We start from the raw sequence: 22,769 nt of genomic DNA on the forward strand, positions 1-22,769 counted from the left end.
TAGTAGAAAAGGATGATAAATAAAATGGGTAAATATTTTGGGACCGATGGAGTCCGTGGAGAAGCAAACGTAGAACTGACGCCAGAATTGGCCTTTAAACTAGGACGTTTTGGTGGCTATGTTCTTAGCCAACACGAAACAGAAGCCCCTAAAGTCTTTGTAGGACGTGATACACGTATCTCAGGAGAAATGTTAGAATCAGCCTTAGTGGCAGGTCTCCTCTCTGTAGGGATTCACGTCTACAAACTCGGTGTCCTTGCAACACCAGCAGTAGCATACTTGGTCAAAACTGAGGGAGCCAGTGCAGGTGTCATGATTTCCGCTAGTCACAACCCAGCCCTTGATAATGGAATTAAATTCTTTGGTGGGGATGGCTTCAAACTTGATGACGAAAAAGAAGCAGAAATCGAAGCCTTGTTGGATGCTACAGAAGACACCCTTCCTCGTCCAAGTGCCGAAGGCTTGGGAACCTTAGTGGACTATCCAGAAGGTTTGCGTAAGTATGAAGGCTACCTTGTTTCAACTGGAACTCCTCTTGAGGGAATGAAAGTGGCCTTGGACACAGCAAACGGTGCAGCGTCTACGAGTGCTCGTCAAATCTTTGCAGACCTTGGGGCTCAAATAACTGTTATTGGTGAGACACCAGATGGTCTGAATATCAACTTGAATGTGGGTTCTACACATCCAGAAGCTCTTCAAGAAGTGGTTAAAGAAAGCCAGTCAGCTATTGGTTTGGCCTTTGACGGAGACAGTGACCGTTTGATTGCTGTTGATGAAAATGGTGACATCGTTGATGGTGATAAGATTATGTACATCATCGGAAAATACCTTTCTGAAAAAGGCCAGTTGGCTCAAAACACCATCGTGACAACGGTTATGTCTAACCTTGGGTTCCATAAGGCCTTGGAGAGTGCTGGTATTAACAAGGCAGTGACTGCTGTTGGTGACCGCTATGTCGTTGAAGAAATGAGAAAATCAGGCTACAACCTTGGTGGTGAACAGTCTGGTCACGTTATCTTGATGGATTACAACACAACTGGTGATGGTCAATTATCAGCTGTCCAATTGACTAAAATCATGAAAGAAACAGGCAAGAGCTTGTCTCAACTGGCATCAGAAGTGACGATTTACCCACAAAAACTGGTTAATATCCGAGTGGAAAATGCCATGAAAGAGAAAGCCATGGAAGTACCAGCCATCAAGACAATCATCGAAAAGATGGAAGAAGAAATGGCAGGGAACGGTCGTATCCTTGTCCGTCCAAGTGGAACAGAACCCCTCTTGCGCGTCATGGCAGAAGCTCCTACGACAGAAGAAGTTAACTACTACGTCGATACGATTGCTGCTGTTGTTAAAGATGAAATCGGAATTGACTAAAGCCTAGAAAACTAGATGAAATGATAAAAATGTGGTACAATTGCATAGTAAATTGTAGCAATGGGAGAGAAAAATGAATCTTAAACGAGAACAAGAATTTGTTAGCCAGTATCACTTTGATGCTCGTAACTTTGAATGGGAAAATGAAAATGGAGCTCCTGAAACCAAGGTAGACGTGAACTTTCAGTTGCTCCAACATGACCAAGAAAACCAAGTAACTTCTTTAGTCGTTATCTTGAGTTTCATGATTGTCTTTGACAAATTTGTCATCAGCGGAACAATTTCTCAAGTTAACCATGTGGAAGGTCGCATTGTTAACGAACCAAGCGAATTTAACCAAGAAGAAGTCGAAACTCTGGCACGTCCATGTTTGAACATGCTCAATCGTTTGACGTATGAAGTAACAGAAATCGCCTTGGATCTTCCAGGGATCAATTTGGAGTTTTAGTCATGAAATTAGCTGTCATTACAGATTCTTCAGCCTATTTAGAGGAGAAGACGCTGCAAAGAGAGAATCTATTTATCTTGGATATTCCTGTCAATATCGATGGAGTGGAGTATGACGAAGGTGTCAATCTGACTGCTGAGGAATTTTATCAAAAAATGGCTCAGTCTGCAGAATTGCCTAAAACTAGTCAACCAAGTATTGCTAAACTGGATGAGATTCTAAGTTCCTTGAAAGATGAGGGCTATACCCATGTCTTAGGACTCTTTCTTTCGTCAGGAATTTCAGGCTTTTATCAGAACATCCAATACATGTTGGATGAGTATGATGGCTTGACCATTGCCTTTCCGGATACCCATATCACAAGCTCCCCTCTAGGATTTATGGTAGAGAGTGCCTTTGAATGGGCAGAACAAGGCGATGATTTTGCCCAGATTCAGGAGAAGTTGGGGATTCAAATTGCTGATAATTCAGCCTTTATCATAGTAGATGACCTCGACCACTTGGTTAAAGGAGGACGTTTGTCAAATGGGGCAGCCATCTTAGGGAATCTCCTCAGTATCAAGCCTATTCTTTATTTCAATGACCAAGGTGTGATTGAAGTTTACGAAAAAGTTCGTACGGAAAAGAAAGCAATCAAACGTTTGGTGGAAATCATCAAGAAGTTGACAAAAGATGGGGACTACCGTATAACAGTCATTCATGGGAACGCTCCTCAAAAGGCAGCGGATTTACGTCAGCTTTTGATGGAGAGTGGTGTGACTGCTGAAATTCCAATTGAAACCTTTGGTAGTGTCATTGGGACCCACCTTGGAGAAGGTAGTATCGCCTTGAGCTATACACCAATCGTCTAAATTGTTCTTACAGGCTTTGTATCTTAGCAATTGAACACGGCCTACCTGCCTCTTGAAAAAAGATGCCTGTCTTGCCTTTCATGGAAAGTCAGCGCCATTCCCTATTTTTCATGGGCAGCTAACGTCCTTTGTATCTTGATAATTGAACACGCCTAGAACTCTGTGTGAAAAAGATAGTTCTTCCAAGGAGTAGACACTCCTTGATCAGAACTCCTATTTTCACTTTGTGTTCTTACAGGCTTTGTATCTTAGCAATTGAACACGGCCTACCTGCCTCTTGAAAAAAGATGCCTGTCTTGCCTTTCATGGAAAGTCAGCGCCATTCCCTATTTTTCATGGGCAGCTAACGTCCTTTGTATCTTAGACAGGAGTAGAGATGAGTATTCGAGTAATTATTGCCGGTTTTAAGGGAAAGATGGGCCAAGCTGCTTGTCAGATGGTCTTGGCTGATCCAGACTTGGACTTGGTCGCAGTTTTGGATCCTTTTGAGTCTGAGTCAGAGTGGCAGGGGATTCCTGTCTTTAATGATAAGGCTGACTTGGCTGGTTTTGAAGCGGATGTCTGGGTGGATTTTACTACACCAGCCGTTGCTTACGAAAATACGCGTTTTGCCCTTGAAAATGGCTTTGCTCCAGTCGTAGGAACAACAGGGTTCACTAGTGAAGAAATTGCAGAACTAAAAGCATTTTCCCGTGAACAAGATTTGGGTGGCTTGATTGCCCCTAACTTTGCCTTGGGAGCTGTCTTGCTGATGCAATTTGCGGCGCAGGCTGCCAAATATTTCCCAAATGTGGAGATTATCGAGCTCCATCATGACAAGAAAAAAGATGCTCCGAGTGGAACAGCTATTAAAACGGCTGAGTTGATGGCGGAAGTGCGTGAGTCGATCCAGCAAGGTGCGCCTGACGAGGAAGAATTGATTGCTGGTGCCCGTGGTGCTGACTTTGATGGCATGCGGATCCACTCAGTCCGTCTACCAGGTTTGGTAGCTCATCAGGAAGTTATCTTTGGCAATCAGGGAGAAGGATTGACCATTCGTCATGACTCCTATGATCGTAGCTCCTTCATGACAGGGGTCAATTTGGGAATCAAAGAAGTTGTCAAGCGTCATGAGCTTGTCTATGGATTAGAACACTTATTATGAGATTAACGCAAATGCCTTCTGAATTTCAGAAGGCTTTACCAGTATTAGAAAAAATTAAAGAAGCAGGCTTTGAGGCCTATTTTGTTGGGGGCTCTGTTCGAGATGCCCTCCTCAATCGTCCTATCCACGATGTGGATATTGCGACTTCTTCCTATCCAGAGGAGACCAAGCAGATTTTTCCGCGAACAGCCGATATCGGAATCGAGCACGGAACTGTCTTGGTTTTAGATGGGGATGAAGAGTATGAGGTAACCACCTTTCGAACTGAAGATGTCTATGTGGACTATCGCAGACCCAGTGCGGTTTCCTTTGTGCGTTCGCTAGAAGAAGACCTCAAACGTCGTGATTTCACAGTTAATGCCTTTGCCTTGGATGAGACAGGTGAAATCATTGACTTGTTTCATGGTTTAGAGGATTTGGAAAACCAAGTCTTGCGAGCAGTTGGAGTGGCTAGTGAGCGTTTCAACGAAGATGCTCTGCGGATTATGCGTGGTTTCCGTTTTCAGGCCAGTCTCGGTTTTAAACTTGAGTCAGAAACTTTTGAGGCGATGAAGACTTTGACGCCACTCTTGGAGAAAATTTCTGTAGAGCGCACCTTCGTTGAGTTTGATAAACTCTTGCTGGCACCTTTTTGGCGAGTTGGTCTGTCTTCCATGATTGAGAGTCGAGCTTATGACTATCTTCCAGACATGGTAGGGAGTCAGGACAAGCTCAACAGACTGTTTGATTTGGAGAATGATTTCACTTTTGAATCTTCTGAACAAGCTTGGGCAGCTCTATTGTGGACTTTGGAGATTAAAGATACACAGCCATTTTTGAAGGCATGGAAAACCTCACGCCAGTTTGCTAAGCAGGTTCAGGATTTGCTGACTATTTTGACTTTGCGAGAAGAAGGAGAGCTGAGCAAGCGCGATTGTTACCGCTTTGATTTGGATTCCCTTCTACAAGCCGAAAGTCTTCGTCAGGCTCAAGGGAAAGAAGTCAACCCACAAGCCATCAAAGAAACTTACCAGAGTTTGACCATTCATGATAAGAAAGAAATCCAGATTAACGGTGGAATTTTGATTAAGGAATATGGCTATCAACCAGGGCCAGACTTGGGAGAGATTTTAACAGAGATTGAGTATGCCATTGTCGATGGAGAATTGGAAAATGACCGACAAGCCATCCATGCTTACCTGAGGGAGAAAAAATGAGTGATTTTATCGTTGAAAAACTAAGCAAATCCGTTGGTGACAAGACCGTTTTTAAGGATATTTCCTTTATCATCCATGACTTGGACAGAATCGGTCTAATTGGTGTCAATGGAACAGGTAAGACTACCCTTTTAGATGTTCTTTCTGGAGTTTCAGGATTTGATGGGGATGTCAGTCCCTTTTCGGCAAAGAATGACTATAAGATTGGCTACTTGACCCAGGATCCTGATTTTGATGATAGCAAGACGGTCTTGGATACGGTTCTCTCTAGCGACCTCAAGGAAATCCAGTTGATTCGTGAGTATGAGTTAATCATGCTCAACTACAGTGAGGACAAGCAGGCTCGTTTGGAACGGGTCATGGCTGAGATGGACTCTCTTCAAGCCTGGGAAATCGAAAGTCAGGTCAAGACTGTTCTCAGCAAGTTGGGTATTCAGGATTTGTCGACTCCAGTTGGTGAATTGTCAGGCGGTCTGAGAAGACGGGTCCAGTTGGCGCAAGTTCTCCTCGGAAACCACGACCTCTTGCTTCTGGACGAGCCGACCAACCACCTGGATATTGCGACCATCGAGTGGCTGACTCTTTTTTTGAAAAATTCTAAGAAGACCGTTCTCTGTATCACACATGATCGTTATTTCCTAGATGCACTATCAACGCGGATTTTCGAGTTGGACCGAGCAGGCTTGACCGAGTATCAGGGAAATTATCAGGACTATGTTCGCCTAAAAGCGGAACAAGATGAGCGTGATGCAGCTCTTCTCCACAAAAAAGAACAACTCTATAAGCAAGAACTGGCCTGGATGCGCAGACAACCACAGGCACGTGCGACCAAGCAACAGGCCCGTATCAATCGTTTCCACGATTTGAAAAAGGAAGTTTCAGATAATCCTACTGAGACAGACTTAACCATGAACTTTGAAACCAGTCGGATTGGGAAAAAAGTCATCGAGTTTCAGAATGTTTCCTTCGCATATGAAAACAAGCCCATTTTGCAAGATTTTAATCTCTTAGTGCAAGCCAAAGACCGTATCGGAATCGTTGGGGATAATGGTGTGGGGAAGTCAACTCTGCTTAATCTCATCGCAGGGAGTCTTGAGCCGACTAAAGGTCAAGTTATCATCGGTGAGACGGTTCGCATTGCCTATTTCTCTCAACAAATCGAAGGCTTAGACGAGAGCAAGCGCGTTATCAATTACCTGCAGGAAGTAGCAGAAGAGGTTAAGACCAGTGGTGGTTCTACGACTTCCATTGCAGAGTTGCTAGAGCAGTTCCTCTTCCCACGTTCGACGCATGGAACCTTGATTGAGAAATTGTCTGGTGGCGAGAAAAAACGACTTTATCTTCTCAAATTGCTCTTGGAAAAACCCAATGTTCTTCTTTTGGACGAGCCAACCAATGACCTAGATATTGCGACTTTGACAGTCTTGGAAAATTTCTTGCAGGGCTTTGCAGGTCCTGTCTTGACAGTTAGCCACGATCGTTATTTCTTGGATAAGGTAGCGACCAAGATTCTCGCCTTTGAGAATGGCAAGATTCGTACTTTCTTTGGCCATTACACCGACTATCTTGATGAAAAAGCCTTTGAAACAGAGATGGCCAATCAAGTGCAAAAGGCCGAAAAGGAGAAAGTGGTCAAGGTCCGTGAAGACAAGAAACGCATGACCTACCAAGAAAAGCAGGAGTGGGCAAGCATTGAAGGCGATATTGAAGCCTTGGAAAATCGTATCGCTGCTATTGAAGAAGAAATGCAGGCAAACGGCTCTGACTTTGGTAAACTAGCTACTCTTCAAAAAGAGCTAGACGAGAAAAATGAAGAACTCCTTGAAAAATACGAGCGCTATGAATACCTAAGTGAGTTGGCATGATGGAAGAAAAAGTCATTAAACATAGTCCCAAGAAAATCATTTGGAATGCCTTGTTTGGCTTGGCTTCAGTGCTTTTCTTCTTGCTGCCTCTCTCTTATCTTCGTTTGTACTCTCAAAAGGGGACTAAACTTCATACGATAAGCCTTTTGTTAATGCTGGTTGTACTTTTTTGTGCTGGAGTAGTCATTTATCAGACATACAGGCTGTTAAGCTCTGATAAGGAATATTTAAAATGTACAGTCGAGGGGTTTTACTACAAACAAAATCCAAAGAAACCTAGTCGTTTCTATGCTTGGGCAGATGTAGAGGACTTTTCCTTCTCTCGGATTCGAGGGAAGTATAGGGACTCCTACCGGATTGAAGTTTATTTTAAAAACAAGGAAAATGTGAAAAAACCATCGTTTCTAACTCTACTGAAGAAAGTGTGTTTCCCTTTTCATCCGTCAGCAGATTTGATTATCCCTATCTTTCTACTAGATGTAGGTCTTCCTGAAAGGGTATACGAGACCATGAAGTACTATGAAAGAGAATGGCGTATCGAACAAAATCGTCAAGCAAAAAAACAGACAACACAAGCTTCGAAAACCAAATCTTCCAAACAGCTATAAGGCCGTTTAGCTTAAAGACAATCAATCAAAAAGCCCTATCTACTGGATAGGGTTACTCTTTGTCTTCTTTTTTTGTTTCCTGATGGAAAATATTTTGCCAAGTCTCATGGCGACGCCAGATACTGGTGTGGACGATACCATCTAACTCATAGCAAATGAGCTTGGTTTTTTGACTAATGGAAGTAATCTGAATATCCTTGATTGTAGTAGGTAGTTCTTTTGCAGCTTTGTAAGCGCCCTTGTCCATCTGTTCTCCATCTTGACGGATATAGATAAAGTCCTCAGCAAGGAGTTCTTCTAATTGATTGCCTTGGTCAATCAATTGCTCGCGCATGAGTAGTTTTTTATAGACATTGTCCAAAATTTCGTCTTCAGGTATAGGAGCCGGTTCGATGTGGATATCAGTATCAAAAACACCAAATCGTTCTTCTAGCATGGATTCGACCTGGTCTGCAATTTCGTGACTTTCATAGACTGATAGGTCGGGATTCATCTCTAGCGTGATATCAAGATAGATATTGCTACCGTAGGTGCGACCTCTTTGGGACTTAACCTTACTAATCTTTGGAATCTCCATGATGGCCTTCTGGTAGTCCTCTAGCAGACGGTCATCAAAACCATCTGAAAGACTGAAGGAAGACTCGATGAAGATATCATAGGCTGTCTTTAAGATAAAGAAGGTGATGATGATAGCGACCAGTTTATCCACGATTGGATAATTAAAACTGCTGGCTAGGATGGCAATGGAAGTCCCAAGCGAGGTGACAGCATCGGAAAGATTGTCTTTGGCGGCAGCCTTGAGCGCCTTGGACTTGGATTTCTTACTGAGGCGAGTATTATAGAGATAAACTGCGAACATGACTGCCGCAGAGACGACTCCGAGAGTTGCACCCAGAGGGTCGATAACTGTCTGTTCCCGACTGAGAATTTTTTGAATGGTGTCCCGAAGAACATCAAAGCCAACGTAGAACATGATGATGGAAGTAATCAAACTAGCCAAATCTTCAATTTTCCAGTGACCGAAACGATGGTCACGGTCTGCAGGCTGGCGCGCCATCCGAATACCGATCAGAAGAGCAACATTTCCGATAATATCGGATACGTTGTTGAAACCATCCGCTACCAAACTGGAAGACTGTACGAGGTGGCCAGTCGCTAATTTTGCCGCAGACAAGAGGAGGTAGGTCGAAATGCTGATAATGGCACCACGTTCCGCCAACTTGAGATTTGATATGGATTGATTCATCGGACTTCCTTTCTAGTGCTGAGATTCTGTTTTCATTATACTGGTTTTCATGGGAAAATTCAAATTTAGTCTTGTTTCATCGGATTTTAATTCTTGAAAATTGTTCAAATTTTGATATAATAGTACTACTCAAGGGAGTAGCTGGCAGAAACCTGTGATAGTGTCGTCATTCCGAATTGTATACTGAAAAGTATGTTTTCCGGCACTATCTTAAACAGCGAGACTTGTTATGATTAACAGGTCTCTTTTTGTTTGTCATAAAACTAAAAGAGAACTTGTTTTGCACACAATGTCAAGGAGGAGACACATGTCAAAAGAACAAAAACGCCAAGCGTTTTATACTCAAAGTCCTGAAGAGGTCTTGAAGTCAGTTGAAGCAACTGAGCAAGGTCTTTCGTCAAGTGAAGCACAGAAACGTCTAGCTGAATATGGACGCAATGAACTCGAAGAGGGTGAGAAAAAATCTCTCCTAGTCAAGTTTATCGAGCAATTTAAGGATTTGATGATTATCATCCTAGTAGCAGCGGCTATCTTGTCAGTCGTAACTTCTGGTGGAGAAGATATCGCAGATGCCATCATTATCCTTGCCGTGGTTATCATCAACGCTGCCTTCGGTGTTTACCAAGAAGGAAAAGCAGAAGAAGCAATCGAAGCCCTCAAGTCTATGTCTAGTCCAGCTGCTCGCGTTATTCGTGATGGACACATGGCTGAGATTGATTCCAAAGAATTGGTGCCAGGTGATATCGTAGCTCTCGAAGCTGGTGATGTAGTGCCAGCAGACCTACGATTGCTAGAAGCTAATTCTCTTAAAATCGAAGAAGCAGCTTTGACAGGTGAGTCTGTTCCAGTTGAAAAAGACTTGACAGTCGAGCTCGCTGCAGATGCTGGTATTGGTGACCGTGTCAATATGGCCTTCCAAAACTCAAATGTGACTTATGGTCGTGGTCTTGGTGTTGTTGTCAATACAGGTATGTATACTGAAGTGGGTCATATCGCTGGTATGCTCCAAGATGCGGATGAGACGGATACACCACTTAAACAAAACTTGAACAACCTTTCTAAGGTCTTGACCTATGCAATTTTGGTCATTGCCCTTGTTACTTTTGTTGTTGGTGTCTTCATTCAAGGAAAAAATCCACTTGGTGAGTTGATGACCTCTGTTGCGCTTGCTGTTGCAGCCATTCCAGAAGGACTCCCAGCTATCGTGACGATCGTTCTTGCCCTTGGTACTCAAGTTTTGGCCAAACGAAACTCTATCGTTCGTAAGTTGCCAGCAGTCGAAACACTTGGTTCAACAGAAATCATCGCTTCTGATAAGACGGGTACGCTTACCATGAACAAGATGACAGTCGAGAAAGTCTTCTATGACGCAGTCCTACATGACTCATCTGATGAGATTGAACTTGGATTGGACATGCCCCTACTTCGTTCAGTTGTCTTAGCTAATGATACCAAGATTGATGCTGAAGGAAACCTGATCGGGGATCCAACGGAAACAGCCTTCATCCAGTATGCCTTGGACAAGGGTTACGATGTTAAAGGGTTCTTAGAGAAATATCCTCGTGTAGCTGAATTGCCGTTTGACTCAGATCGTAAACTCATGTCAACGGTTCATCCATTGCCAGATGGCAAATTCCTCGTAGCAGTCAAAGGGGCTCCAGATCAACTTTTGAAACGTTGTGTTGCTCGTGATAAGGCTGGAGATGTTGCTCCGATTGATGAGAAAGTCACTGAATTAATCCATACAAACAACTCGGAAATGGCTCACCAAGCCTTGCGTGTCCTTGCAGGTGCTTATAAGATTATCGATAGTATTCCAGAAAATCTTACTTCTGAAGAGCTTGAAAACAACTTGATCTTTACTGGTTTGATTGGGATGATTGACCCTGAGCGTGCCGAAGCGGCAGAAGCTGTTCGTGTCGCTAAGGAAGCGGGAATCCGTCCAATCATGATCACTGGTGACCACCAAGATACAGCGGAAGCCATTGCCAAACGTTTGGGAATCATCGATGAAAATGACTCGGAAGACCATGTCTTGACTGGTGCTGAACTCAACGAACTTTCAGATGAAGAATTTGAAAAAGTCGTTGGTCAATACTCTGTCTACGCGCGTGTATCTCCAGAACACAAGGTTCGTATCGTCAAGGCTTGGCAAAAACAAGGTAAGGTTGTTGCTATGACAGGTGACGGTGTTAATGATGCGCCAGCTCTGAAAACAGCCGATATCGGTATCGGTATGGGAATCACTGGTACAGAGGTTTCTAAGGGGGCTTCTGACATGATTCTTGCAGATGATAACTTTGCGACCATTATCGTCGCAGTTGAAGAAGGACGTAAGGTCTTCTCAAATATTCAAAAGACAATTCAGTACTTGCTTTCTGCCAATACGGCTGAAGTATTAACCATCTTCTTATCAACCTTGTTTGGTTGGGATGTCCTACAGCCAGTTCATCTCTTGTGGATTAACTTGGTAACCGATACCTTCCCAGCTATCGCCCTTGGTGTTGAACCAGCTGAGCCAGGTGTTATGACCCACAAACCACGTGGACGCAAATCAAGCTTCTTCTCAGGTGGGGTCATGAGTTCCATTATCTATCAAGGTGTACTCCAAGGGGCACTCGTCTTGACTGTTTATGGTCTTGCTCTTGCTTATCCGGTCCATGTAGGAGATAATCACGCCATTCACGCGGATGCCCTCACCATGGCCTTTGCAACGCTTGGTTTGATTCAGCTCTTCCATGCCTACAACGTCAAGTCTGTTTACCAATCCATCTTGACAGTTGGACCATTCAAGTCTAAGACCTTTAACTGGTCCATCTTGGTATCCTTCATCCTTCTCATGGCAACAATTGTCGTAGAACCGCTTGAAGGAATCTTCCACGTAACCAAACTAGACTTGTCACAATGGGCTATTGTTCTGGCTGGAAGCTTCTCAATGATATTTATCGTCGAAATCGTCAAGTTTGTTCAACGTAAACTTGGTCTTGATAAGAACGCGATTTAAAAAGAAAGTCATCTTCGGATGGCTTTTTTTGCATTTGAGGGAAAGGACTAGAAGTTGCCCTCTTTTGTGCTATAATAAAGTAAAGTAGCAAGGAGTGAAAGAGAATGGAAAAGAAAATTGTCCGAGATGTCTTATTCTTGTCGCAGGTCTCGAAAGCTGCAAGTCAGGAAGACCTTTATCTAGCTAAGGATTTGCAGGATACCCTGCTTGCTAATCGCGAGACCTGTGTCGGTCTGGCGGCTAATATGATTGGGGTGCAGAAGCGTGTCATTATCTTTAATCTTGGTTTGGTTCCCATGGTCATGTTTAACCCCATTCTCCTTTCCTACAAAGGACCTTACGAGACAGAGGAAGGATGTTTGTCCTTGACTGGGGTGCGACCAACAACTCGCTATGAAACGATTACGGTATCTTATCGTGATAGTAAGTGGCAGGAGCTGACCATTACGCTAACAGGTTTTCCAGCTCAGATCTGCCAACATGAACTGGATCATTTGGAAGGACGGATTATTTAGGAGGAATTCAGATGAAACGCATACTATTTGAACTTGTTTTTATCGCAACGACCTGGTATATCTTTTTACCACCCTTCAATCTGACTAGCTGGGAATTTATTTTCTTTCTCTGTGGGCATCTAGTGGTGATGGGCATTTTGTTTAGTTTCCGCAAGGGTACCAACCTCGTCAAGACAGTTCACCTACGCCATGGCAAGGCTACCAACGAACTCAATCTAGAAGGATTTCTTTTTACCAAACTTAGTAGAGGATTGTTTCTGACTGCAGGTATCATCTTTGCACTCGCTGGTCTGGTAAGTCTAGTGACCTCTAGCTTTTTCCAAGCCAAAAATTATGCTAATGTGGTCTCTATCACAGAAAAAGATTTTAAAGATTTTCCTAAGAGTGATACCAGTAAGGTCCCAATCCTAGATCGGAGCACTGCAGAAAAAATTGGAGACCGTTATCTAGGTTCTCTGACGGATAAGGTCTCCCAGTACGTAGCAGCAGATACTTATACCCAGCTGACGGTTGATGGTAAACCCTATCGAGTTACACCCTTGGAGTATGCTGATCCCATCAAATGGTTTAACAATCAAACCAAGGGAATTGGCGAGTATATCAAGGTTGATATGGTGACAGGAAATGCGGAGTTGGTAGATTTAAAAACACCGATGAAGTATTCGGACTCCGAGTATTTTAACCGTGACGTCAAACGCCATCTTCGGATCAAGTACCCGACCAAGATTTTTAAAACCCCATCTTTTGAGGTGGATGATGATGGCAATCCTTTCTATGTAGCAACCGTTTATCAAAAACGGTTTGGTCTAGGAGTTCCTCGTCCTTCATCTGTTATTATCTTAGACGCTACTAATGGAGAAACCAAGGAATACAGCTTGGATGAAGTGCCAGAATGGGTGGACCGTGTCTATCCAGCAGAAGAAACCATCGAGCAAATCAACTACAACGGCAAGTATAAAGACGGCTTTTGGAATGCCCTGATTTCTAAGAAAAACGTTACCCAAACGACTGAGGGCTATAACTATCTTTCTATCGGAAATGACATCTATCTCTACACGGGGGTGACTTCAGCAAACGCTGACGAAAGTAATCTAGGATTTATCCTTGAAAATATGCGCACTGGTGAAATCACCAAGTACAATCTAGCTTCAGCAACCGAAGAATCAGCCCGTGCTTCTGCAGAGGGAGCAGTGCAAGAGAAGGCCTACAAGGCTACCTTCCCTATCCTTGTCAATCTCAATGACAAGCCTCTTTATATCATGGGCTTGAAGGACAATGCAGGCTTGGTCAAGGAGTATGCATTGGTCGATGCCGTGGAGTACCAAAACGTCATTGTAGCTACTACGGTAGATGAACTCCTTAGCAAATATGCCAATAAAAACGACCTCGAGCTTGATAATGAAACGGTAGAAAACATCAAGGGAGTGGTTTCAGATCTTAAATCGGCTGTCATCAAGGGGGATACCGTCTACTTCTTTAAAGTTGATGGCAAGATTTATAAGGTCAAGGCTTCAGTGTCAGACGACCTTCCTTACCTCGAAAATGGCCAATCCTTCGAAGGTCAAGTTGGAAAAGATAATTATCTCAAGACCTTTAAAGTACAATAATACTCTTCGAAAATCAAATTCAAACTACGTCAGCGTCGCCTTGCCGTACTCAAGTACAGCCTGTGGCTAGCTTCCTAGTTTGCTCTTTGATTTTCATTGAGTATAAAAATAGGTTTTCTCAGTTCAAGGAGAAAAAAGATAAATTCTTATCTATCTTAACAAGCTTAGCTGGCACAGCCCTTGTTCTCGTGGCTATCTGGTTAGGATGGCCAAAATAAACAGAGAAACCTCGGTATGAACCGAGGTTTTTAAGATGAAATTCTTGGTCGTGATTGAAAAATATGCTACACTAACAATATGAAAATTTTAATCCCAACAGCAAAAGAAATGAACACAAACCATCCTTGTATCGAAGCGCTCCCTTTGAGGGAAGAAAGTCAGGAAGTCCTTGACTCACTGGCGCATTACTCAGCTAGTGAATTAGAGACTTTTTATAAGGTATCTTCCGAGAAAGCAGAAGAAGAGTACGCTCATATTCAAGCTTTAAAAGATCACAGGGCTAAACATTATCCAGCCTTGAAACTCTTCGATGGTCTCATGTATCGCTACATCAAACGAGATGGGTTAGCTGAGGCTGAACAAACCTATCTTGAAAATCATGTCCTGATTACCTCGGCTTTATACGGTGTTGTCCCAGCCTTGTCGCCTATGGCTCCACACCGTTTGGACTTCTTGATGAAGTTAAAAGTGGCTAGAAAAACCTTAAAGACTCATTGGAAATCAGCCTATGATGAGGCACTTCAGGACGAGGACTTGATATTCTCACTCCTATCATCAGAGTTTGAAACCGTATTTTCGAAGGAAATTAGAGAAAAGATGGTGACCTTCAAATTTATGGAGGACAAGGCAGGCCAGTTGAAAATCCACTCAACCATTTCAAAAAAAGCCCGTGGTGCCTTTTTGACCACCTTGATAGAGGGGCAAGTCCAAACAGTCGAACAAGCTCGCCAGCTCAGTTTTGCAGGTTTTGACTACCAACCTGATTTATCCAGTGATTTAGAACTCGTCTTTGTGAAACAAGCATAAAACCAGCTCATTCGAGCTGGTTTTTGCTGGATTAGTTGATGGCTGCAAGAAGGTCGTCAGCTTGTTTTGCAAGTGATGAAGCCGTTGCTTCCTCTAACACCAATTTTCCGTCTGCCCAAGCAGAGTCATTGACACGAGCAGCTGTAAAGTCACCAACGACTTGTGTGCGGATAAATGGCAAGAGGTCTTTGTAAATCGCAAAGAGTTGCTCGTGACCGGCATTGGCTACAGATGAGACAGTAACAAACTTGTCTTGGAGGGCAGAAGCACCACGTGTATCAGACAAATCAATGGCACGGGAGAGCCAGTCAAGCAAGTTTTTCACTGTTCCAGGGATAGAGAAGTTGTAGACTGGAGAGAAGATCCAGATAGCATCCGCAGCAAGGACTGATTCACGAGCAGCAGCTACAGCTGGATGAGTTGGAACTTCTAAATCTTGGCTGAAGAGAGGAACAGCTGAGTAATCAAGATAGCTAACTTCCGCTTTTCCAGCAAGTGCTTTTTCAGCTTCGAGGGCCATTTGGTGGTTGAAAGAACCTTGGCGTAGTGATCCGACGATAAATAGTACTTTTTTAGACATGATGTGTCTCCTTTAGTTTAAAATTCAAAGAGCGAACTCTTTTGTTACCATCCATGTTACAACAAATAGTACTAATTAGCAATAATTTTGCTCACAAATTTTTAAAATTTTTTAAAATGCGGATTAAGTCTTCCTTTTCGCCATCTTCCAAGATGCTGAGTGCTTCTACGATAGAATCGATATGGTCAGGAAGAACCTCTTCGATTTTTCTGCGTCCTGCAGGTGTTAATTTCAGGAAAAAGGAGCGACGATCCTTGGGGTCGCAAGTTCTAGAAATCCACCCATCTCGAACCATATTTCGAATGACAACAGTCATGTTTCCAGAAGTGGCCAGCATTTTTTCAATCAAATCCTGAATGCGCAGTTCCCCCTTGCTATAGAGGGTTTCCAGAACGGAAAATTGAGTGGGTGTTAGCCCGTGTTCTTTAGCAGCCTTGGCTTCATATGGTTTAAAAGTTCGTATGGCTTTATTGAGGACGATAGCTGTTTTTAAGTCTAATTGATTATCGGAAATTTTCTTTTTCAAATATTGTTTCATAAGGTTATTTTATCAATAATGAGAGAGAAAAACAAGAACTTATATTTTATAGGGAAAGATTCTTAGAATGTTCCTGTCTTCACTTGTAATAAAGGAGGAGAGATGGTAAAATAGACGAGTGAAACTAAGACAGAAAAAAGCAAAAAACAAGCTACTTTTACAGTATGGAATCGGCATTTCTCTGGTACTACTAGTCATGACGACTTCTTTTCTTTATCTGATATCACTCAGCATGAAACCCTATCAAGATGCTAGGGTTGAAGGAGAAAAACTGGCCAAGCAGTATGCAGAATTGGAAAAGGCAGATCAGGTTGATTTCTACAATGGTCTAGAGGGCTATTACAGTGTTCTGGGACATAATAAAAAGCAAGAGGCCATTGCCGTACTGATTGAAAAGAATGACCACAAGATTTATGTTTATCAGCTTGATAAGGGGATTTCTCAAGACAAGGCGGCGACGATTTCGAGGGAAAAAGGAGCTAGCGACATTGACAAAGTCACTTTTGGTCGCTATCAGGACAAGCCGATTTGGGAAGTCAAGTCAGGAAACCAGTACTATCTGGTTGACTTTGAAACAGGAGCAGTGATCCAATAAGGAGGGCATATGAAACTATCCAAACGTGTACTAGAAATGGAAGAAAGCGTCACTCTAGCCAGTGATGCAAGAGCCAAAGCATTAAAAGCTCAGGGAAAAGATGTTCTTTTCTTAACCTTGGGACAGCCTGATTTTCATACTCCTGAAAACATTCAGGATGCAGCGATAGAAGCGATTCGAGATGGACGAGCTTCCTTCTATACAGTTGCTTCAGGCTTACCAGAGTTAAAAGCGGCGGTTAATACCTATTTTGAACGCTACTATGGGTATTCCGTAGCAGCTAACGAGGTTACCTTTGCCACAGGTGCTAAGTTCTCTCTCTATACCTTTTTTATGGCCGTGGTCAATCCAGGTGATGAGGTCATCATCCCTACACCATACTGGGTCAGCTATGGAGATCAAGTCAAAATGGCAGAAGGAGTGCCAGTCTTTGTCCAGGCCAAGGAAGACAATCACTTTAAAGTAACAGTAGAGCAGCTAGAAGCAGCTCGAACAGATAAGACCAAGGTATTGGTTCTCAATTCGCCATCGAATCCGACCGGTATGATCTACTCTCGTGAGGAACTCTTGGCTATCGGAAATTGGGCGGTTGAACATGATGTCCTTATCCTAGCGGATGATATTTATGGTCGTCTGGTTTATAACGGGAACGAATTTGTTCCAATCTCTAGTCTGTCAGAAGCTATTCGCAAGCAAACCATCGTGATTAACGGTGTATCTAAGGCTTATGCCATGACTGGTTGGCGGGTAGGTTATGCTGTGGGAAATCCTGAAATTATCGCTGCTATGAGCAAATTGACAGGACAAACAACCTCAAACCTGACTGCTGTATCACAATATGCTACCATTGAAGCCCTGACTGGACCACAACACTCTGTCGAAACCATGCGCCAAGCTTTTGAGGAACGTTTGAACACTATTTACCCTCTATTGTGCCAAGTACCAGGATTTGAAGTTGTCAAGCCCCAAGGAGCCTTCTATCTCTTCCCAAATGTCAAAAAAGCGATGGAGATGAAGGGTTATACCGATGTGACAGACTTTACAACGGCTATTCTCGAAGAAGTCGGCCTTGCCTTGATTACAGGAGCTGGATTTGGGGCGCCAGAAAATGTTCGTCTCAGCTATGCGACGGATATGGATACCTTGAAAGAAGCTATTCGTCGTTTGCATCAATTTATGGAAAAATAAAACTTAGAATCTTCGCCTTTTTAGCGAAGATTTTTTGTATCGAAAATCTCGCGATTTTTCTCTAGTAGAACCTAGCTATCGCAGTCTATTTATGGTAAAATAGTGGGTAATGATGTCTTCGGACAAGTTAAACGAAAAAAGGAAGATAGATTATGACAAAACGTGTAACAATTATCGATGTAAAAGACTACGTTGGTCAAGAAGTGACCATCGGAGCCTGGGTTGCCAATAAATCAGGAAAAGGGAAAATTGCCTTCTTGCAATTGCGTGACGGAACAGCCTTTTTCCAAGGAGTCGCCTTCAAACCAAACTTTGTAGAAAAATTTGGTGAAGAAGTGGGACTTGAGAAGTTTGATGTCATCAAACGCTTGAGTCAAGAAACGTCTGTTTATGTGACAGGAATTGTCAAAGAAGACGAACGTTCTAAGTTTGGCTATGAGTTGGATATTACAGACATCGAAGTGATTGGAGAATCCCAAGACTACCCAATCACACCAAAAGAACACGGAACAGACTTCTTGATGGACAACCGTCACTTGTGGCTCCGCTCTCGTAAGCAAGTGGCTGTTATGCAAATCCGTAACGCTATCATTTATGCAACTTATGAGTTCTTTGACAAGAACGGCTTCATGAAGTTTGATAGCCCAATTCTTTCAGGAAATGCAGCAGAAGATTCAACAGAACTCTTTGAAACAGATTACTTCGGAACGCCAGCCTACCTGAGTCAATCAGGTCAGCTTTACCTAGAAGCAGGAGCTATGGCTCTTGGCCGTGTCTTTGACTTTGGTCCAGTATTCCGTGCTGAAAAATCAAAAACACGCCGTCACTTGACTGAGTTCTGGATGATGGATGCGGAGTACTCATATCTGACACACGATGAGTCACTTGACTTGCAAGAAGCTTATGTAAAAGCCCTTCTCCAAGGTGTTCTTGACCGTGCTCCTCAAGCCTTGGAAACTTTGGAACGTGATACTGAGCTTTTGAAACGCTACATTGCAGAGCCTTTCAAACGCATCACTTACGATGAAGCGATTGATCTCTTGCAAGAGCATGAAAATGATGCTGATGCAGACTACGAGCATTTGGAGCATGGAGATGACTTTGGTTCACCACATGAAACTTGGATCTCAAACCACTTTGGTGTGCCAACATTTGTCATGAACTATCCAGCAGCCATCAAGGCCTTCTACATGAAACCAGTTCCTGGAAATCCAGAGCGCGTGCTTTGTGCAGATTTGCTTGCTCCAGAAGGCTATGGAGAAATCATCGGTGGTTCTATGCGTGAGGAAGACTATGATGCCCTTGTCGCTAAGATGGAAGAACTTGGAATGGATCGTACAGAATACGAATTCTACCTTGACCTTCGTAAATACGGTACAGTACCACACGGTGGATTTGGTATCGGTATCGAGCGTATGGTAACTTTCGCAGCAGGTACAAAACATATCCGTGAAGCCATTCCATTCCCACGTATGTTGCACCGTATCAAACCATAAAAAGACTAAAACGCCATAATAGGCGTTTTTTCAAAACACCATAATACTTGAAGGAAGAGGTGAGAAACATGTAAAGTTAGGACTAACAAGTGACAGACACAAGGATATATACACTTGTTAAAGGAGAAATGATGTTTAAACCAAATTATCGGAAGAATATCGGTCTCATGGCTGGAGTGGAATTTTTTGCCTTTCTAGGCATAACTAGCTTTTGGATTTTATTTCTCAGTCAAAATGGGATGTCACTTTGGCAGGTCGGCTTATTGGAAAGCATTTTTCATGCCACCAGTGTCATTTGTGAAATTCCCTCTGGCATGTTAGCTGACCGCTATTCATATAAAACCAATCTTTATCTCAGTCGGATTGCTGGGATCGTATCTTCTATTCTCATGTTAGTAGGGCAAGGTAATTTTTGGATTTATGCCCTCGCGATGGTGGTGAGTGCCTTGTCATATAATTTTGATTCGGGCACGAGTGCAGCCATGGTTTATGATTCGGCCGTGGAGGCTGGATTAAAAGAGCGCTACTTGTCTATCTCAAGTTTTATGTCAGGAGTAGCAGAAGGAACTCGGTCTTTGGGGACCGTTTTAGCGGGATTTTTTGTCCATGGTCAATTGCACTTGACCTACTATATCATGATTGCCACTTCTATAATTGTCCTATTCTTAACTTGGATGCTAAAAGAGCCTAGTGTTAAAGCGCAAAAATCTGAGCGTCTGACCATGAAAAGGATTATGTGGACTGTCAAAGAGGAGCTGCAGAGAAATCCCAGTCTTTTTGGTTGGATGCTTCTGTCCCAAATCATCGGGACACTGATGTGCATGTTTTATTTTTACTATCAAAATCAACTGCCGGACTTAGAAGGATGGCAGATTTCGATGGTCATGTTAATCGGCAGTGTTTTAAATATCTGGGCAGTTTATCTAGCGAGTAAGATTGGAAAGAAGTATGCAGCCTTAAAGATCTTTCCAATTCTTGTACTCTTAACGGGAGTGACCTACTTACTTTCCTACTTTGGTACGCCACTGATTTATATTTTGATTTACTTGATTAGTAACGCCTTATATGCTCTCTTTCAACCGATTTTTGACAACGATTTACAAAAGCGACTCCCAAGTGAGGTACGTGCAACCATGCTAAGTGTCTACTCCATGATGTTCAGCCTGAGTATGATTCTTATTTTTCCTCTGACGGGGTGGCTGATTGATGCTCTAGGTTTTGTAGAAGCCTTCATTTACTTAGGATTCTTTTTAGTAATAGTCGGCTTCTCACTATTTTTCATTTTGAAAGAGATGGCCAGAGCTTTAGAACTGAAAGAGAATGTTATTTCTAAGCAATAGAGTTATTTTTGATTTTTATATTTTTTCACTTGCTATCTATCAGTTTTTCTAGTATAATAGTTTATTGTGAGCAAACCTCACTTACCCCTTGCAAAGTCTTGGGGTCATTAGACCAAAAGGAGGAACATATCAATGGCTAAATACGAAATTCTTTATATCATTCGTCCAAACATTGAAGAAGAAGCGAAAAACGCTTTGGTAGCACGTTTTGACTCTATCTTGACTGACAACGGTGCAACTGTTGTTGAATCAAAATCATGGGAAAAACGTCGTCTTGCATACGAAATCCAAGATTTCCGTGAAGGACTTTACCACATCGTTAACGTTGAAGCAAACGACGACGCAGCTCTTAAAGAGTTTGACCGTCTTTCAAAAATCAACGCTGACATTCTTCGTCACATGATCGTCAAACTTGACGCGTAAGAAGGTAAATTATGATTAACAATGTTGTACTTGTAGGGCGTATGACTCGTGACGCTGAGTTGCGTTATACCCCATCAAATGTAGCAGTTGCGACTTTTACTCTTGCAGTAAACCGTACATTCAAGAGTCAAAATGGCGAACGTGAGGCTGATTTTATCAATGTCGTTATGTGGCGCCAACAGGCTGAAAATCTTGCTAACTGGGCTAAAAAAGGCTCTCTTATCGGGATCACAGGTCGTATCCAGACTCGTAGTTACGATAACCAGCAAGGACAACGTGTCTACGTAACAGAAGTCGTGGCTGAGAATTTCCAAATGTTGGAAAGCCGCGGAGTGCGCGAAGGACATACAGGTGGGGCTTATTCTGCACCAACTGCTGGTCAATCAGCACCTGCAAACCCAGTACCAGACTTTTCACATTCTGAAAATCCATTTGGAGCAACAAATCCATTGGACATTTCAGATGATGATTTACCATTCTAATGGACAATTAATACTATAAAGGAGAAAAAACATGGCTCAACAACGTCGTGGCGGATTCAAACGCCGTAAAAAAGTTGATTACATCGCAGCAAACAAAATTGAATATGTTGATTACAAAGATACTGAGCTTCTTAGCCGTTTCGTTTCAGAACGTGGGAAAATCCTTCCTCGTCGTGTAACAGGAACTTCAGCTAAAAACCAACGTAAAGTAACAACAGCTATCAAACGCGCTCGCGTAATGGCTTTGATGCCTTTCGTAAACGAAGATTAAAAAAGAGGTCCGGGGGACCTCTTTTTCAGACCCTTAAGGGTCTTTTTTTCACGAGCATGGAAATGAGAGAGCGAGTTGATCTCCGGGTGGACCTCTTTTTCATGAGTTTGAAAATAAGAAAGCGAATTAAGACCCTTAAGGGTCTTTTTTCACGAGACTTGAAATGAGAAGGCGAGTTCGGTCTGGGTGGATCTCTTTTTCAGATTTTTATAGGACTTTGTTAGAAAGGATTCCCTATTGACCTAGTAAGATTCTTTTGTCTTACTAGGTTTTTTCTTTTAATCTTTATTATCATGCTATAATGGTAGGAGAAAGCTATAAAGGAGCAGCTTATGAAGACGACATGTTCAATTAGAAAAATGCAAACATCTGATGTTAAAGAACTATCCCAAGGTTTTATCAATCAAGGTTGGCCGGGTAGAGAAGAAATTTTGACTAGGTATTTTCTTGAACAAGAATGTGGGGAGAGAGAAGTCTTAGTTGCAGAGGTTGGGGGTGCTTTAGCGGGTTATGTCACAATTTTGCCTTGCGCTAAGCAGGGGCCTTTTGCAGAAATCTATCCAGAACTCTCAGATTTCAATGTCTTTGAGCCCTTTCAAAATCAAGGTATTGGAAATCTCTTGCTGGAAGAAGCAGAAAAACGAGTTAGGCTCATATCGGATAAGGTGACCCTTGGTGTTGGGCTCCATTCAGGGTATGGACCTGCCCAGAGATTGTACATCAAACGAGGCTATATTCCAGATGGGACGGGTGTTTGGTATCAGAACCATCAACCGGCCATGAATGCGGTTTGTGAAGATATCGGAGAATTGGTCTTGTATCTGTCGAAAAATTTGTTTTAAGACAGATTTTATAAGGTTTAAATTTTAAATATAGTAAACAACAATCACAGTCCCTTTTTCATTCGAAAAAGGAATTTTTTTGTTTGAAATTGTTTGATTTATTCCTCAAAGTGGTAAAATATAATTG

Annotated in this window: 23 protein-coding genes; 20 read left to right on the plus strand and 3 right to left on the minus strand. The window is 42.7% G+C overall.

The genetic code is table 11. From position 1 onward, the window contains the following. Nucleotides 1–24 precede the first annotated feature (24 nt). The 7 genes from glmM (at nt 25) to D8863_RS05190 (ending at nt 7,489) form a co-directional block, all read left to right on the plus strand. Nucleotides 25–1,377, plus strand: coding sequence for a phosphoglucosamine mutase (glmM, locus tag D8863_RS05160; protein WP_000521455.1), 1,353 nt, complete (start codon nt 25–27; stop codon nt 1,375–1,377). A gap of 73 nt (nt 1,378–1,450) precedes the next feature. Further along, a complete protein-coding gene (locus D8863_RS05165; protein WP_001050092.1) occupies nt 1,451–1,825 on the plus strand; it encodes a DUF1149 family protein in 375 nt (124 codons plus the stop codon). Between the two features lie 2 nt (nt 1,826–1,827). Next, complete coding sequence (locus tag D8863_RS05170; RefSeq protein WP_125441281.1) at nt 1,828–2,676, plus strand: DegV family protein; 849 nt, start codon at nt 1,828–1,830, stop codon at nt 2,674–2,676. A gap of 376 nt (nt 2,677–3,052) precedes the next feature. After that, nucleotides 3,053–3,820 (plus strand): 4-hydroxy-tetrahydrodipicolinate reductase, encoded by a 768-nt coding sequence (dapB, locus tag D8863_RS05175; RefSeq protein ID WP_125441282.1) that lies wholly within the window; start codon nt 3,053–3,055, stop codon nt 3,818–3,820. Next, complete coding sequence (locus D8863_RS05180) at nt 3,817–5,016, plus strand: CCA tRNA nucleotidyltransferase (protein ID WP_125441283.1); 1,200 nt, start codon at nt 3,817–3,819, stop codon at nt 5,014–5,016. The genes dapB and D8863_RS05180 overlap by 4 nt, the downstream gene beginning before the upstream one ends. Then, complete coding sequence (locus D8863_RS05185) at nt 5,013–6,881, plus strand: ABC-F family ATP-binding cassette domain-containing protein (RefSeq protein ID WP_125441284.1); 1,869 nt, start codon at nt 5,013–5,015, stop codon at nt 6,879–6,881. Before D8863_RS05180 ends, D8863_RS05185 begins: the two co-directional genes overlap by 4 nt. Further along, nucleotides 6,878–7,489, plus strand: coding sequence for a hypothetical protein (locus D8863_RS05190; protein WP_125441285.1), 612 nt, complete (start codon nt 6,878–6,880; stop codon nt 7,487–7,489). The genes D8863_RS05185 and D8863_RS05190 overlap by 4 nt, the downstream gene beginning before the upstream one ends. Nucleotides 7,490–7,541: 52 nt before the next feature. Here the strand turns inward: D8863_RS05190 and D8863_RS05195 are convergent, their stop codons facing one another. Then, nucleotides 7,542–8,735 (minus strand): cation diffusion facilitator family transporter, encoded by a 1,194-nt coding sequence (locus tag D8863_RS05195; protein WP_125441286.1) that lies wholly within the window; start codon nt 8,733–8,735, stop codon nt 7,542–7,544. A gap of 307 nt (nt 8,736–9,042) precedes the next feature. Here D8863_RS05195 and D8863_RS05200 point away from each other — a divergent pair, with 307 nt between their 5' ends. The 5 genes from D8863_RS05200 to yaaA all read left to right on the plus strand — a co-directional run bounded on the left by D8863_RS05200 (nt 9,043) and on the right by yaaA (nt 14,887). Then, a complete protein-coding gene (locus D8863_RS05200) occupies nt 9,043–11,739 on the plus strand; it encodes a cation-translocating P-type ATPase (protein WP_125441287.1) in 2,697 nt (898 codons plus the stop codon). 104 nt (nt 11,740–11,843) lie between these two features. Further along, entirely contained in the window at nt 11,844–12,254 is a 411-nt protein-coding gene (locus D8863_RS05205) for a peptide deformylase (protein WP_125441288.1), read from the plus strand. Nucleotides 12,255–12,265: 11 nt separating this feature from the next. Then, complete coding sequence (locus D8863_RS05210) at nt 12,266–13,861, plus strand: hypothetical protein (RefSeq protein ID WP_125441289.1); 1,596 nt, start codon at nt 12,266–12,268, stop codon at nt 13,859–13,861. A gap of 86 nt (nt 13,862–13,947) precedes the next feature. Next, nucleotides 13,948–14,079, plus strand: a complete 132-nt coding sequence (locus D8863_RS05220; protein WP_002874755.1) for a DUF3953 domain-containing protein — start codon at nt 13,948–13,950, stop codon at nt 14,077–14,079. 79 nt (nt 14,080–14,158) lie between these two features. Continuing rightward, nucleotides 14,159–14,887: a peroxide stress protein YaaA gene (yaaA, locus tag D8863_RS05225; protein WP_125441290.1), complete on the plus strand. Its 729-nt coding sequence runs from the start codon at nt 14,159–14,161 to the stop codon at nt 14,885–14,887. Between the two features lie 31 nt (nt 14,888–14,918). Here the strand turns inward: yaaA and D8863_RS05230 are convergent, their stop codons facing one another. Continuing rightward, the gene (locus tag D8863_RS05230) at nt 14,919–15,467 is read right to left on the minus strand and encodes an NADPH-dependent FMN reductase (RefSeq protein ID WP_125441291.1); all 549 of its coding nucleotides are present in this window, start codon (nt 15,465–15,467) and stop codon (nt 14,919–14,921) included. A gap of 91 nt (nt 15,468–15,558) precedes the next feature. After that, nucleotides 15,559–16,005, minus strand: coding sequence for a MarR family winged helix-turn-helix transcriptional regulator (locus D8863_RS05235; RefSeq protein ID WP_125441292.1), 447 nt, complete (start codon nt 16,003–16,005; stop codon nt 15,559–15,561). 118 nt (nt 16,006–16,123) lie between these two features. On the opposite strand from D8863_RS05235, the gene D8863_RS05240 reads away from it, so the two are divergent. The 8 genes from D8863_RS05240 to D8863_RS05275 all read left to right on the plus strand — a co-directional run bounded on the left by D8863_RS05240 (nt 16,124) and on the right by D8863_RS05275 (nt 22,642). Next, complete coding sequence (locus tag D8863_RS05240) at nt 16,124–16,600, plus strand: cell wall elongation regulator TseB-like domain-containing protein (RefSeq protein WP_125388815.1); 477 nt, start codon at nt 16,124–16,126, stop codon at nt 16,598–16,600. A 9-nt stretch (nt 16,601–16,609) separates the two neighbouring features. Further along, complete coding sequence (locus D8863_RS05245) at nt 16,610–17,788, plus strand: pyridoxal phosphate-dependent aminotransferase (protein ID WP_125441293.1); 1,179 nt, start codon at nt 16,610–16,612, stop codon at nt 17,786–17,788. 152 nt (nt 17,789–17,940) lie between these two features. Continuing rightward, nucleotides 17,941–19,284, plus strand: a complete 1,344-nt coding sequence (gene asnS, locus D8863_RS05250) for an asparagine--tRNA ligase (protein ID WP_125441294.1) — start codon at nt 17,941–17,943, stop codon at nt 19,282–19,284. A 131-nt stretch (nt 19,285–19,415) separates the two neighbouring features. Beyond that, nucleotides 19,416–20,624: an MFS transporter gene (locus tag D8863_RS05255; protein ID WP_125441295.1), complete on the plus strand. Its 1,209-nt coding sequence runs from the start codon at nt 19,416–19,418 to the stop codon at nt 20,622–20,624. 132 nt (nt 20,625–20,756) lie between these two features. Next, the gene (gene rpsF / locus D8863_RS05260) at nt 20,757–21,047 is read left to right on the plus strand and encodes a 30S ribosomal protein S6 (protein WP_001151782.1); all 291 of its coding nucleotides are present in this window, start codon (nt 20,757–20,759) and stop codon (nt 21,045–21,047) included. Nucleotides 21,048–21,058: 11 nt separating this feature from the next. After that, entirely contained in the window at nt 21,059–21,529 is a 471-nt protein-coding gene (gene ssbA, locus D8863_RS05265; protein ID WP_125441296.1) for a single-stranded DNA-binding protein SsbA, read from the plus strand. Between the two features lie 31 nt (nt 21,530–21,560). Continuing rightward, a complete protein-coding gene (gene rpsR, locus D8863_RS05270) occupies nt 21,561–21,800 on the plus strand; it encodes a 30S ribosomal protein S18 (protein WP_000068664.1) in 240 nt (79 codons plus the stop codon). A gap of 332 nt (nt 21,801–22,132) precedes the next feature. Beyond that, nucleotides 22,133–22,642, plus strand: coding sequence for a GNAT family N-acetyltransferase (locus tag D8863_RS05275; protein ID WP_125441297.1), 510 nt, complete (start codon nt 22,133–22,135; stop codon nt 22,640–22,642). The last annotated feature ends 127 nt before the right edge of the window (nt 22,643–22,769 follow it).

The organism is Streptococcus oralis (genome assembly GCF_003943825.1).
Classification (GTDB): Bacteria; Bacillota; Bacilli; order Lactobacillales; family Streptococcaceae; genus Streptococcus; species Streptococcus oralis_CD.